This window comes from Nocardioides sp. AN3, assembly GCF_054653495.1.
On the sequence record NZ_BAAIGC010000002.1, the window covers coordinates 316,129 to 329,386 of the forward strand.

The following is a 13,258-nucleotide window of genomic DNA, read 5'->3' on the forward strand; positions in this document are numbered from 1 at the left end:
GCTCCCGCAGGGAGCACAAGCAAGGCCCCGTAGCGCAGTTGGTTAGCGCGCCGCCCTGTCACGGCGGAGGCCGCGGGTTCGAGTCCCGTCGGGGTCGCGTCAAGCGAGAGCCGCCCAGGAAGCTGGGCGGCTCTCGGCATTTTCAGCGCTGCCTGCCAGGGCCCAGTCGGCGCTGCTGGACCTGTGGCGAGCTGGGCGGCGGATCGAGCAGCGCCGTGTCGCCAGGCGGCGCGCCGTAGGCTCAGCGTGTGCCCATCGAGGTGTCGCCGGAGCGGTTCGACGATCTGGTCGACGACGCGCTGGACCAGATCCCCGAGTCGCTGGCCTCGCTCGTCCAGAATCTCGTCGTGCTTGTCGAGGACGAGCCGCCCGAGGGCGAGCCCGACGATCTGCTGGGGCTCTATGACGGCGTGGCACTGACGGAGAGGGACAGTCGGTACGCCGGCGCGCTGCCCGACCGGATCCTCATCTTCCGTGGCCCGCTGCTCGACTACTGCGACAGCGAGGAGCAGCTCGTCGAAGAGGTGCGCATCACCGTCGTCCACGAGGTCGCCCACCATTTCGGTCTCGACGACCAGCGGCTGCACGAGCTCGGCTGGGCGTAGCCCGCGGTCGGCTCAATGTCGGCGCAGCGGTCGGCTCGAGGTTGGCGCAGCCAGCCCGGCGGCCGGCCCGGCCTCAGTGCAGCGAGCCGAGCCAGAAGCCGAGCGTGACCGCGGCGAGCCCGGCGGCGACGGACCCGACGACGTTGACGAGCGCCGTCGCCCAGAGTCGCTCGTCCAGCAGGCGGAAGGTCTCGAAGGAGAACGTCGAGAACGTCGTCAGCGCCCCGCAGAACCCGGTCCCCACGAGCGTGAGCACCCAGGCGGGGGCATGGTGGACCGAGGCGAGACCGGCGACGAGGCCGAGGACCAGCGAGCCGACCACGTTCACCGTCAGGGTCCCCCAGGGGATCCGCGAGGCATGCCGTGACTGCACGACGAGGTCGGTCAGGTAGCGCGTCGGCGCACCGATGACGCCCCCGACGAGGACGAGCAACGCCGTCATCGGGCTGCCTCCGCGTCGCGGCGGCGGTCGATCGCCGTGCGGCCCGCCACGACCCCCACGCCGACCATGAGGAGCCCGGCGAGGATCGACCCGACCAGGTAGAGCAGCGCGAGCCCCGGCCGGCCCGACGCCAGCAGCCCGCGTGTGTCCAGCTCGTAGGTCGAGAAGGTCGTGAACCCGCCGAGCACACCGACGCCGAGGAACGGTCGGACATACCTGCGGTCGGACCAGACATCGAGCACGAACGCCATCAGCAGGCCCAGCAGGAACGAGCCGACCACGTTGGCGATGAGCGTCCCCCACGCGAGCTGGCCGGCGTCGTGCTGGAACGCCTCGGCGAGACCCCAGCGGGCCAGTGATCCCAGCGCACCGCCGACCGCGATCGCCGGCAGGAGGTCGGCACACTCGCCGACCAGCTCACGCAACGGGCGCGAGGTGGGCGACGCCGTGACGTCGGAGTCGACCGGCATCCGGTGCAGATCGGCCTCGACCTCGTGCTGCAAGTGGTGGTCGTGGGGGTGGCCGCGGCGGTGGCCGTGGGGGTGCTCGTCGCTCATCGGGATGCGGAGTCTACCGAGCGACCGCCTGGAGCTGCTGGGGAAGACCGGGCCAGGAGAGCGGGGCGCGGCCCTCTGCCTGGCGGACGTACTCGCCGAGGAACCACGTCTGGAAGGCCCGCTGCTCCTCCGTGCGAGCGAGAGCCAGCAGCCGCTCCTGCCGGCAGAACTCGTCGGCGAGGTCGAGTAGGCCGAGGAAGCGTCGCAGCGTCGGAGCGGCCGAGCGGGGCATGCGAACCGTCAGGTCGGCCGTGCCGGTGCCGCCGCCCTGGGGGCCGCCGGTGGCATCGCCGCCGTCTGAGGGCGGCTCGAGGAACTCGGTCAGCCCGATCCCGGTGTGCAGCTCGGTCTCGAGGGCGGCGAAGAGCTCGGACAGGTCGTCGGCGAGCGGATAGTCGGCGGCATGCGCGAGCGCCAGGAGGCGGACCTCCCGGCGCAGCTCACGGAAGTGCGCCTGGAAGCCGACGTACAGCTCGAGCGGCACCCCGCGGAGGGCGACGTCGAAGAGGTCGGGTGCCTCGCTCTCGTCACGCCGTGGCGCGAGGTCGGAGATGACCCCCTTGACCCCGTCGTCTGCGAATTCCGCGGCGGGCTCGAACCAGACGACCTTGCCGTCCGCCTCGATCTCGGCGCCCCACGCCGTCGAGCTCCGAGCGACGATCGTGAGGCCGCGGCCGAAGGTGAGCAGAAGGTCGTCGTCGGCGGCCAGCGGCTGGGCGGACGGCAGGACCGGCCGCTCGACCGAGGCGTCGCGCACCTCGATCCGCGGGTGTCCGACGGTGCCGCGCACGCGCACGCTGATGGGGTCGGCACCGTGGAGGATCGCGTTGGCGACGAGCTCGGCGACGCCGACCTCTGCGCACTCGACCAGGTCGTGACGCCCGATGTCACGGCAGGTGGTGACCACCCACTGGCGGGCTTCCTGCACCCCTTTCGGCCCTGGGGCCAGGGTGAGAGCCGGTCTGCTGAGCGGCACGCGGGGTCCTCCGGTGCTGAGACGTCCGAGAGCTTCGGGGGACATACCCCTGCTGTGCGCTCCTCAAACATCGTCCGGAGCGGTTCGCCGGCAGCGCCTCGCCCGCGGTCCGCGACGAGTGTGAGGATAGGGAGGGGGTACCGCTTTGAGCCTGGCAACGACGCGCGAGACAATAGCCTGGAACGTTCAAATGAATCGCTCGTTCGGCTACGAGAGGTAGGGACATGTCAGATCGTCACCAGGTCGTGGTGATTGGTTCAGGGTTCGGCGGCTTGTTCGGCACGAAGGCCCTCAAGCACGCGAACGTCGACGTCACCATGGTGGCCAAGACGACGCACCACCTGTTCCAGCCGCTGCTCTACCAGGTCGCGACCGGCATCCTCTCCCAGGGCGAGATCGCGCCGCCCACCCGCGAGATCCTCCACAGCCAGGAGAACGCGACCGTCCTGCTCGGCGAGGTCACCGACATCGACCTCGAGGCGCGCACGGTCACCTCCGAGCTGCTCGGGCGTCCCATCACGGTCGGCTACGACTCGCTCATCGTGGCCGCCGGCGCCGGGCAGTCCTACTTCGGCAACGACCACTTCGCTGAGTTCGCGCCCGGCATGAAGAGCATCGACGACGCCCTGGAGCTGCGCGGCCGCATCTTCGGCGCGTTCGAGATGGCGGAGCTGGCGGCGCGGCGCGGCGACCCCTTCGACCACCTGCTCACCTTCGTCGTCGTCGGCGCCGGCCCGACCGGCGTCGAGCTCGCCGGCCAGATCGCCGAGCTCGCCAACCGGACGCTCAAGCGTGACTTCAAGCTGATCAGCACGCGGCACGCCCGCGTCATCCTCGTCGACGCCGCACCGCAGGTGCTGCCGCCGTTCGGCGCCAAGCTGGGGGAGAAGGCCCAGGCGTCGCTGGAGAAACTCGGCGTCGAGGTCGTCCTCGGAGCGATGGTGACGGGCGTCGACGAGCGCGGCCTGGAGTGGAAGTTCAAGGACGGCCGCAGCGAGCGGATCGAGACGGTCACCAAGATCTGGGCGGCCGGCGTGCAGGCGTCGCCGCTGGGCCAGACGCTGTCGGAGCAGACCGGCGCGCCGCTGGACCGGGCGGGTCGCATCGCGGTCAACGCCGACCTCACGCTGCCGGGCCACCCCGAAGTCTTCGTCGTCGGCGACATGATCAACCTCGACCACCTGCCGGGCGTGGCGCAGGTCGCCATCCAGGGCGCCAAGTACGCCGCCACGGAGATCGAGCGGCGTCTCGAGGGCAAGCCGTCGCAGGGCCCGTTCAAGTACTTCGACAAGGGCTCCATGGCGACGATCAGCCGCTTCAAAGCGGTCGCCTCCATCGGCAATCTCAAGGTGAGCGGGTTCCTCGCCTGGCTGATGTGGCTCGCCGTCCACCTCTTCTACATCACCGGCTTCAAGAACCGGCTGACCGCCGTCCTGCACTGGTTCATCTCGTTCCTCGGCCGCGGTCGCTCGGAGCGGACGACGACCCTGCAGCAGATCTTCGGGCGCTCCGCGCTCGAGCGCCTCGAAGGCGGCGCATCCTCTCTGGTGTCGCCGCCCGGACAGTACGACGCCGAGCGAGCCGCGAGTGAGGATGCGCGGCGTCGTGAGCTGGAGGAGACCGCCGCCGAGGAGACGCGGCTGACCGACGCCGGCGAGCGGGGCGTGCACCTGCCCGCCTGAGGCGTGGGTGACTGCCGGTGAGCGCCGGCCGGACCTACCGCTTCTCGACGTTCAGGTTCGGTCGGTAGTACTGCAGCACGCTCATGAACTCCGCCGGATCCACCATCGACTGGTCGATGACGAACGGGCTCATGTCGCGGCGGCGGAAGACGACCTTCCAGCCGTGCCTGCCCGGGCGGCCGTAGACCTCGACCGGCGTGTAGCTGCTGGTGAGGTCGATCGTCGTGCGGACGCCCTGCCGTGTGACCTGGAGCTGACCGCCCCGGACCGTGAGGCGCGTGACGCTCGTGCCCGAGTGCACGGCCCAGATGATCCCGGTCAGCACCCAGAGCGTCACGGCGATCCCGATGCTGGGCAGGTCCCTCTCGCGTGCGGCGACGTAGCAGCCGAGCACGGCCGCTCCGGCCGCCAGCAGTGTGCCGGCCGCGACGGCCCTGCGGGCTCGGGTGCGCGGGGCGAAGGTGTGCCGTACGGGAACAGGCGCGCTGCGCTTCGCAGCGGCGGGCGTCGGCTCCGGCGGCAGCGACAGGTCAGGCTCGTCGAGAGGCTCGTCGATCACCTCGAGCACCCTGGTCATTGCCGGATCCGGTGCGATGTCGTGGACGGGCTCATCGACGCGTGACTGCTCGAGGGTCGGCTCCTCGAGGGCCAGCCGGTCGACGGGTGGCGGTTCGACGGGTGGCGCGGTCACCAGCGGTGCGACGAGCGGTGCAGGCATCGGCGGTGCGGCCGGCGGCGCGGTCACCAGCGGTTCGACGCGCGGTGCAGACGGCGGCGGTGCAGGCGTCGGCGGGGTGGCGGGTGGTGCAGACGTCGGCGGGGCGGCGGGCGGGGCGACCACCTTCGGTGCCCATGAGGGCGGCACGGTGGACGCGCGGCGCCCGCCCGTGGGCTCCTCGCCGTCAGGCTGCGTGGGCCACGTGCCGAAGACGTCTCCCTCTTCGCCCGCGTGCCGACCGCGCTCCTCCGCCATGGAATGACGGTAGGTCTCCGGCCACTGGGGAGGAATCGTCCGAACGGACCGAGTCGACGAAGGACCTAGGTCCTGGGACTTTGGCCCAGGATGCGCGGCGCCGTAGCCCACGTGGATGCCAGCGCCCACCCGAGGGGCGTATCTCACCCCCGGGGGTGGTTCGTCCGCGTCGACGACGGAGCATGATCGAGAGCAGGAAGACCGGCGCCCCGCCTCTCACGCAGAGGCGGGGCGCCACTGACGTTGCCGGCGCTGCCGATGGGTGCTGATCGAGGCCGGCAGTTTTCGCAGAACGTCCGCATGGTGCGCGTTGTTGGTCTCATTTCGTGTCGAGCGCGTGATCCAAACGTCTCCCCGGACGTGAGCGCGGTCGACAGGGCACTCGGCGCGAACTGGCCCCCCAGCCGTCCCCCGCGTTCGGGCCCTCCGCTGCCCCGGCCCGTGGCTCCCTCCCCGTCGCCGGGGCAGCGGCCGTCGACGAAGGCAGCATCGAGGCTTTTTACTTTCGTGGACAGGGGTACTGCATGCGCACGCTGGAGCGAACGCACGTGCGGGACGCCTAGCGAGGCCCCCAGCGTCCAGACGAGTGGCGCTGGGGGCCGCCCCGCACTCGGAGCTCGTCCGAGTCGGTCGATGGCTGCTGACGAGCAGTGACACGAGCGGGCTATGCATCGTGGACGTCCGGCGGTTTCCTAGTCGTTCTCCCGTGCCTACGTTGTGTCACATGGACTGGTCCCACGTCGCCTTCGGCGAAGTCGTGCTGTGGGGGGTCGGTGTGTTCTTGGCGCTCGTCCTGCTGACGGCGGTCCTGGGTGGAATCGCCGCCCTGGTTGGAGAGTTCGCCCGTGGCTGGCGCTCGGCAGCCGAGGAGGAGAAGAGCTCGAGCGAGCCCTGACGGTGCTCGTCGTCGGCGGCAACACTCCGAAGCGCCACACATGATCCCGGTGGGCCCCGTGGGTCTCGAACCCACAACCTACGGATTAAAAGTCCGCTGCTCTGCCAATTGAGCTAGAGGCCCGGGGGTTCCACTCTTCAATCGACGGAACCCGTTACGGAACCCTCTACGGAATGGAGCCTCCGACCGGAGCCTACTGGCGACGGTCCGCCGCCGTCGTGACCACCCCAGAGCCGACGGCCGGTCGGGGCCAGAAGCCCTTCTTCTCGGCTCGTCAGTCGGTGTCCCGGACGAGTCGCACGTCCAGGGTGCGCGCGGGCACCGAGAGCGCGGCGGTGACATCACCCGTCACGGGTGGCGGCCGCGCCGGCGACCCGCTGCGACACTCGGCGACATGACGCCCGACCGTCTCGCCGTCACCTGGTGGGGTCACTCTTCGGCGACCGTCGAGCTGGTCACGTGGCGCATCGTGACCGATCCGCTGCTGAGCGACAGGCTCTTCCACCTGAGGCGGTACGCCGACCGGCCGGTCGCCACTGCCGCGCAGGCCGACCTCGTCCTGATCTCCCACCTGCACGCCGACCATCTCCACCTGCCGTCGCTGCGTCGGGTGGCGGCCGCGACGCCGGTGCTGGTGCCACGCGGCGGCGAACGACTCCTGCGGGACCGACCCGACGTGCGACCGGTCCAGCCGGGCGACGAGCTCCAGCTCGACGGGGTCACGATCGAGGTGCTGCCGGCGTACCACGACGGGCGGCGCCTCCCCGGCTCGCCCTACCGCGGGCCGGCGTTGGGCTTCCGGGTGCAGTGCGAGGGCCGGTCGTTCTGGTATCCCGGGGACACCGGCTCACAGGTCGACGTATCGGCGGTCGAGCCCGTCGACCTCGCGCTGGTGCCCGTCGGCGGCTGGGGGCACTCGCTGGGGGACGAGCACCTCGATCCGGGCGAGGCCGCTCAGATGGTGGCACGCGTCGGGGCACGCTGGGCCGTTCCGGTGCACTGGGGGACGTTCTTCCCGCGCGGGCTCCGTCTGGTGGCGCGAGCGACTCACCACCACATGTTCGTGACACCGGGGGAGCGGTTCGCCTCAGCCATGGCGTCGGCCGAGGCCGAGGCCGTCGTGCTCGTGCCGGGCGAGCGCAGGGTGCTGTGAGCCGGGTGTGTGAGTCGGATGCACGGGCGGACCGCAGCCCTTCACCCAGTTCAGGGGAGGGGCCCGAGCCGCTGCGCCGACCATGATCTGACAAGGGCTCCGCCAGCCACGCAGGAGCGGTGAGGAGTGGTGGCATGGGACGACGGCCACCGTCTGTGATCCGCTCACTCGGCTGGAGCGACCTGTTCGCGGCCCTCATCGGCGTGCTCGGGGCGACCCTGGGACTGCTCCTGGCCGCGTGGCTGGCCCCGGGACACCAGGTGCAGAGTGCGTGGCAGGTGCTCATCGGCGGCGTCTTCGTGTTCGTGGCCGGACTGGTGCTGCGGCTCCTTCTGACGCCGCTGGCGGTGCGACTCGGATGGCTCGGGGCGATCGCCCTCGGGCTGGGCGGCCAATGGCTGGCGATCTGGCTCGTCCTCTACCCCTCGGCCGACTCCGGATGGGCGGAGTTCTGGTGGTCGGTGGTGGCCGCGTGGCTGGTCGCCGCCGCCTCGACCATCCTGGTCTGGCTGGCGACAGCCGGCACCGACGACGCGGTGACCGCCTCCTTGCTGCGCCGAGCGCGTCGGACCTCGGTGACGCTGCCCGACCCCGACATCCCGGGCGTCGTCTTCGTCCAGGCCGACGGCGTGCCCTTCCCGGTCCTCGACGTGGCGGTCCGCGCGGGGACCGTCCCGACCCTCTCGCGCTGGCTCCGGGGTGGCGCCGATCGCACCCCGACCCATCAGATGGCCGAGTGGCGCCCGATGCTGCCGGCGACCACACCGGCGAGCCAGATGGGCATTCTGCACGGCACGATCGACGGCATCCCGGCGTTCCGCTGGGTCGACCGCGCCTCCCAGCGCGTCCTGGTCGCGAACCGGCCGCGCGACGCCGCCGAGATCGAAGCCCAGCACTCCGACGGGCACGGGCTGCTGGCTGACGACGGGGTCTCGATCAGCAACCTGTTCACCGGGGACGCGCCGACCGCGGTCGCCACCATGAGCGCGGTCGAGAGGTCGCGGGAGACGCGCCAGGCCCGGGAGGCGATCTCCGACTTCCTGGGGCGTCCGGCCGGGTTCGCACGCAGCTTCAACCGGACGCTGAGCGAGGTCGTGCGGGAGCGGTTCCAGGCGGCGCGGGCGCGTCGGCGCGACGTACGACCTCGGATTCGCCGCGGCTGGGGGTTCGCCGCCGAGCGCGCCGCGCTCGTGGGCGTGCTCCGCGACCTCAACACCACGCTGGTGGCCGACGCGATGCTGCGCGGGCGCAGGGTGGTCTACGTCGACTACGTCGACTACGACGCGGTCGCGCACCACGCGGGTCTGCTCCAGCCGGAGGCGCTGTCCGCCCTGGAGGGCATCGACGCGGTGCTCGCCCAGCTGGAGAAGGTCGCCGCTGTGGCGCCCCGCCGCTACCACCTCGTCGTGCTCTCCGACCACGGGCAGTCGCAGGGGGAGATCTTCGCCGACCGGTACGGCGAGGAGCTCGCGGCTCTCGTCGCCCGGCTGGCGGACGCCCCCGCCGTCGACGCCGTGGGCAACGCCGAGAGCAGCGGGTCGCTCAACTCCATGGTCGCCTCCGCGGGCGGTGGCGACTCCGTGGTGGGACGTGCCCTCAACCGGGTCTCCGACCGCCTCGAGACCTCGGTCGCGGTGGACGCTGGCGAGGCCCCCGCCTCGCCCGCGCGACCCGCGGCGACCACTGACCGGTTCATGGTCTTCGGGTCGGGCAACCTCGGGCTGGTCTACGTGACCGGCGAGCCTCGGCGGCTGACGCTGGAGGAGCTCTCGGCACGCTTCCCGGCGCTGGTCCCCGGCCTTGCCGAACACCCGGGCATCGGCTTCGTCGTGGTGCGCTCCGCGGCGCGCGGGACGCTCGTGCTCGGCGCCACGGGGGAGCACCGCCTGGTCGACGGATCGGTCATCGGGGACGACCCCCTCGCACCGTTCGGGCCCGACGCCGCCGACTTCCTCCGCCGCGTCGACGCGATGGACCAGGCCCCCGACCTCTACGTCAACAGCCTGGTCGACGATCTCGGTGAGGTGGCGGCGTTCGAGGACCTCGTCGGCTGCCACGGAGGTCTGGGCGGCTGGCAGGACCGGGCGATGGTGGTCCATCCGATCGACCTTCCGCTCCCGGCGGACATGGTCGTCGGCGCGCATGAGCTCCACCGCGTGTTCGTCGGCTGGCTGGAGAGCCTGGGCCACCGCGCCGACCTGACGGCGAGGCTGCCGCGGTGAGCGGAGGCGGGGCCGTGAGTCGCGTCGCGGACGCCAGCCACGACCGCCCCCCGCCGACCGCCGAGACGGGCCGGCGTCCCCTCGCCCACTGGTTCGTCAATCCGCACAGTCACCGCGCGCGTCGACCCCTCGACGTCGCCACGACCGTGATCGGTGTCGTCGTCGCCCTCCTGGCGACACGAGCGGCGATGCACGTCGGTCCCATGCTGGACGCCCTCGCGAAGGTCGCGGCCGCGCTGCCCGACTGGGCGGTCACATTCGGGCGGACGGCCTACGTCCTGGTGGCGGCGTACGCCGTCATCGTCGTCCTCGTCGCTGTGATCTCCTCCTGGCGCCACACCCCGCTGACGCTCACCCTGCTCGTCGCCGCGCCGCTCGCCGCCCTCGGCGCGCTCCTCACCTCGGTCGTGGTCGACGGTCGACTGCCCGGACTCGTGGGCAAGGCGGGCCCCGAAGGCCCGTGGGGCGAGCCGGTCCTGCCCGTGGCCGTGCTCAGCGCGGTCTTGCTCGTGCTGCGGGCGTGGATGGTGGAGCCGCTGAGGCGCTACGACCTGGCGCTCCTCACACTGCTCGGCGTCGGCGCCTGGATGAGCGGCACGGCGGACCCGGGGTTCGTGTTGAGCGCGCTCGCGTGGGGACTCGCGAGTGCCGGCGTCGGGCTTCTGGTGGTGGCGTCCCCGGCCGGGCACCCCGACCTGGCCGACGTCGCCGTGTCTCTGCGCACTCTCGGGGTCGACGCGCACGACCTGCGCTTCGCCGCGGTGCAGCCGGTGGGCGCGCGGGTCGTCGACGGCACCTCCTCCGACGGCCGGAGGCTGCGGGTCAAGGTCTACGGCAGGGACGCGGTGGACGCCTACCGCGCCTCGCGCTGGTGGCGCACCCTCCTCTACCGCGACCAGGTCATCCCCGGTGCGACCCGGCTCCAGCTGGTGGAGCACGAGGCGCTCCTGACGCTCCTCGCCGAGCAGGCCGGCGTCCCCGTGGCGTCGGTCGTCGCCGCCGCCGAGACCGAGGGTGACGCGCTGCTCGTCCTGGCGCCTCCAGGGGACGCGGACAGCGGCGGCGGCGCTGCTGAGCCGGAGAGCACCGGCACAGACCTGGACGACTGCACCCTTCTGGAGACGTGGCGCGTGGTGGGGCGGATGCACGGTGCCGGGCTGTCGCATGGGCAGCTCACGCTCGAGCACGTGGTGGGACCGGGCGGCTTGGTCGTGGTGCTCGACCTCGGGGACGGCTCTGTCGCCGCCCCGGTAGCGCGGCGGCACCAGGACGTGGCGACTCTCCTGACCAGCCAGGCCCTCGTGGTCGGCCCGGAGCGGGCGGTGGACGCGGCGGTCGCGGCGCTGGGGCCCGAGGCGGTCGCGGCGGCCCAGCCCTACCTGCAGCGAGCAGGGCTCCCGCGGGCGCTGCGCGCGAGCGTACGCCGCCCATCGACGGTGCTCGCCGACGTGGGTCGCGCCATCGGCGAGCGCACGGGTGTGCCGCCGTCGCCCCCGGCGTCGATCGTCCGCGTGCGATGGCAGGACCTGCTGCGCGTCTCGATCATCCTGCTCGCGGCGTACGCCCTGCTCACGGCCATGGTGCAGCTCGACTGGGGCGCCGTCGTCGACTCGTGGGTGAACGCGACCTGGCCCTTGATCGTCCTGGGCGTCCTCGTCGCGCAGCTGACATCGGTGTGCGACTCGGTCACGGTGATGTCGGCCGTGCGCACGCGGCTGCCGCTCTGGCCGCTGGTCCAGCTGCAGTATGCGATCAAGCTCGTCGGGCTGGCCGTCTCGGCGACGGCGGGGCGCGCGGCGCTGACCGCCGGCTTCGTCACGAAGTTCGGGGAGCGGCCCGAGGTCGGCGTGACGGAGACGGCGCTGGACTCCGCGGCCGGCGCGGTGGTCAACGTGACGCTGACCCTGGTGTTCCTCCTCGTCGACGGCAACCTCCTCTCCTCGATCACGTTCGACAGCGAGAACGTCGTCCGCCTGCTCATCCTGCTCGCGCTCGCCCTGACGGCATCAGGGGTTCTCGTCGCCCTGGTCCCGCGGCTGCGGCGCGGCGTGCTCTCCACCCTTCGGCACATGCGGGAGGCCCTCAGCGTGGTCGGGGAGAGCCCGGCACGGGCGGCGCTCCTCCTGGGCAGCAACTTCGCGTCGCTGTTCGTCACGGCCGCGGCCCTGCTCTGCATGACGGAGGCGATCCATCCGGGGATCTCCTACGCAGACGCGGTGGCGGTGACGGCGACCTCCAGCCTCATCGCCAGCGTCATCCCGGTGCCGAGCAACATCGGCGTCGGCGAGGCCGCCATCGCGGCGAGCCTCGGTCTGGTCGGGGTGCCGTCAGCGCCTGCCTTCGCGATCGCCGTCACCCAGCGGATCGCGACGTCCTACCTCCCCCCGGTCTACGGGGCGTACTCGCTGCGCTGGCTCCGTCGCGAGGACTACCTCTGAGTCGAGAGGTCCTTGTTTGACGAGGCGTATGCGGGCGTGGGTCGTGGCAACCGGCCCTGGCAACCTGCGCAGCCTCGGGAGTCCACATGCGCGTCCTCCACCAGACCGATGTCGTCCCCACGCGGGGGCAGAGTCTCGACTGGCGTCAGGCATCGAAGTGCCTCGGCCAGCGGAGCGGCCGTAGCGGTCAGCCCATGTTGCCCATGTCCATCGAAGGGCTCGTCGGCCCGACGGCGGGGGAGCTCGCGGCGCTCCCCTGGGACGAGGTGGCCCGGGGGTCGGGTGTGCATCCGGTGATGTGGCGCGCCGTGCGGACCGCCGCCCGATAGGAGTCGAGCTGCTGCTGCCCCCGATGCCACATCCTCAGCCACATCTGGCCCGCGACGGCCGCGGACAGTGTCCCGGCGCGCAGCCGCTCCATCTCCTTGACGTGCATGCCCCAGGTGTCGATGGCGGTGCCCGCTGTCTGGACGGCGCGCAGATCGGCGAGCACGAGTCTCGAGCAGGCGCGCACGGCCGGGTCGGTCGACGCCCCCACGAGTGCTGGCGCGGGGCAGTCGAGGCCACTGTGCTGCATCGCCGCTCGGGCTCGCTGGAACCTGGCGATCCGATGCTTGGCGCCGACCCTCGTCTGCTCCCAGAACTGGGTCGCCTGCGCCAGGGAGATGGCGCCCACGACGAGCTTGTTCATCGCCCCGATGTGGATCGCCCACTGGTCCATCGCCGGACCGGCGGCCCGCAAGGGGTCGCTCAGCGCCACCAGGGCACTGCTGCACCGACCGAGAGTGGTTCGTTCGACCTCGGCCGTGGTGGCGGGCGCGGAGCTCGAGGCAGAGCTGGACGCCGTGCCGGACGTGGCGCCGGATGCGGCCGAGGACGCTGAGCTCTCCCCGGCCGACCGGGACGCCCCCGACGCGGTCGAGGACGACGCGCCCGCGACCGGAGCGGCGCCCTGGTCGCCTGGTCCGGAGCTCGTCGCCGAGCCCGAGCCGTTCTGGACCCAGGCCACAGACGCCCAGATGAGGCCCAGCAGCGTCACGCCGATGACCAGGCCGATGAAGAAGAGCCACTCGGCTCGTTGAGACCCGGGCAGCGAGTCCGGCTCCAGGCTGGAGAGCCTCCCGAGCTTGCGCCACCGCGCCCACGGCCCTGAGCCGGCTCCGACGGATCCGTGCTGTTCCCCCATGTTCCCCATGACTGTTCTCCCCGAGTGTTTCCCCATGTCGCGCTACCCCGAGACGGCGCCGTCCTGCGGGGCGCCGTGCTTTCACTCTGCGCCGGATCGTGTGGCAGCGCACTCACCCAAAGAAGGTAA

The 13,258-nt window shown here is 71.9% G+C and carries 11 protein-coding genes and 2 tRNA genes; 7 read left to right on the top strand and 6 right to left on the bottom strand.

The window, feature by feature from the left end:
• Positions 1-23 precede the first annotated feature (23 nt).
• Both ACYQ1K_RS04120 and ACYQ1K_RS04125 read left to right on the top strand, forming a co-directional pair.
• Positions 24-97: transfer RNA gene (locus ACYQ1K_RS04120), tRNA-Asp, on the top strand.
• Between the two features lie 151 nt (positions 98-248).
• Positions 249-605 carry a metallopeptidase family protein gene (locus ACYQ1K_RS04125; protein WP_459981540.1) on the top strand — a complete coding sequence of 119 codons (357 nt, stop codon included), beginning with the start codon at positions 249-251 and terminating at the stop codon, positions 603-605.
• Between the two features lie 73 nt (positions 606-678).
• On the opposite strand, the gene crcB (ACYQ1K_RS04130) is transcribed toward ACYQ1K_RS04125, so the two are convergent.
• The 3 genes from crcB (ACYQ1K_RS04130) to ACYQ1K_RS04140 are packed head-to-tail and all read right to left on the bottom strand — an operon-like array spanning position 679 to position 2,580.
• Positions 679-1,047, bottom strand: coding sequence for a fluoride efflux transporter CrcB (crcB, locus tag ACYQ1K_RS04130; RefSeq protein ID WP_459981541.1), 369 nt, complete (start codon positions 1,045-1,047; stop codon positions 679-681).
• Positions 1,044-1,604: a fluoride efflux transporter CrcB gene (crcB, locus tag ACYQ1K_RS04135; RefSeq protein ID WP_459981542.1), complete on the bottom strand. Its 561-nt coding sequence runs from the start codon at positions 1,602-1,604 to the stop codon at positions 1,044-1,046. Before crcB (ACYQ1K_RS04135) ends, crcB (ACYQ1K_RS04130) begins: the two co-directional genes overlap by 4 nt.
• Positions 1,605-1,617: 13 nt before the next feature.
• A complete protein-coding gene (locus ACYQ1K_RS04140; RefSeq protein WP_459981543.1) occupies positions 1,618-2,580 on the bottom strand; it encodes an ATP-binding protein in 963 nt (320 codons plus the stop codon).
• Positions 2,581-2,804: 224 nt separating this feature from the next.
• Between ACYQ1K_RS04140 and ACYQ1K_RS04145 the strand changes: the two genes are divergently transcribed.
• Positions 2,805-4,262 (top strand): NAD(P)/FAD-dependent oxidoreductase, encoded by a 1,458-nt coding sequence (locus ACYQ1K_RS04145; protein WP_459981544.1) that lies wholly within the window; start codon positions 2,805-2,807, stop codon positions 4,260-4,262.
• Positions 4,263-4,296: 34 nt separating this feature from the next.
• Here the strand turns inward: ACYQ1K_RS04145 and ACYQ1K_RS04150 are convergent, their stop codons facing one another.
• Complete coding sequence (locus tag ACYQ1K_RS04150) at positions 4,297-5,235, bottom strand: hypothetical protein (RefSeq protein ID WP_459981545.1); 939 nt, start codon at positions 5,233-5,235, stop codon at positions 4,297-4,299.
• Between the two features lie 724 nt (positions 5,236-5,959).
• On the opposite strand from ACYQ1K_RS04150, the gene ACYQ1K_RS04155 reads away from it, so the two are divergent.
• Entirely contained in the window at positions 5,960-6,130 is a 171-nt protein-coding gene (locus ACYQ1K_RS04155; protein WP_459981546.1) for a hypothetical protein, read from the top strand.
• Between the two features lie 50 nt (positions 6,131-6,180).
• On the opposite strand, the gene ACYQ1K_RS04160 is transcribed toward ACYQ1K_RS04155, so the two are convergent.
• A tRNA-Lys gene (locus ACYQ1K_RS04160) sits at positions 6,181-6,253 on the bottom strand.
• 271 nt (positions 6,254-6,524) lie between these two features.
• On the opposite strand from ACYQ1K_RS04160, the gene ACYQ1K_RS04165 reads away from it, so the two are divergent.
• The 3 genes from ACYQ1K_RS04165 (at position 6,525) to ACYQ1K_RS04175 (ending at position 11,943) form a co-directional block, all read left to right on the top strand.
• Positions 6,525-7,283: an MBL fold metallo-hydrolase gene (locus tag ACYQ1K_RS04165; protein ID WP_459981547.1), complete on the top strand. Its 759-nt coding sequence runs from the start codon at positions 6,525-6,527 to the stop codon at positions 7,281-7,283.
• A 134-nt stretch (positions 7,284-7,417) separates the two neighbouring features.
• Entirely contained in the window at positions 7,418-9,505 is a 2,088-nt protein-coding gene (locus tag ACYQ1K_RS04170) for an alkaline phosphatase family protein (protein WP_459981548.1), read from the top strand.
• 14 nt (positions 9,506-9,519) lie between these two features.
• Positions 9,520-11,943, top strand: coding sequence for a lysylphosphatidylglycerol synthase domain-containing protein (locus tag ACYQ1K_RS04175; RefSeq protein WP_459981549.1), 2,424 nt, complete (start codon positions 9,520-9,522; stop codon positions 11,941-11,943).
• A 187-nt stretch (positions 11,944-12,130) separates the two neighbouring features.
• Here ACYQ1K_RS04175 and ACYQ1K_RS04180 read toward each other — a convergent pair whose 3' ends face one another.
• A complete protein-coding gene (locus ACYQ1K_RS04180) occupies positions 12,131-13,138 on the bottom strand; it encodes a hypothetical protein (RefSeq protein ID WP_459981550.1) in 1,008 nt (335 codons plus the stop codon).
• Between the last annotated feature and the right edge of the window lie 120 nt (positions 13,139-13,258).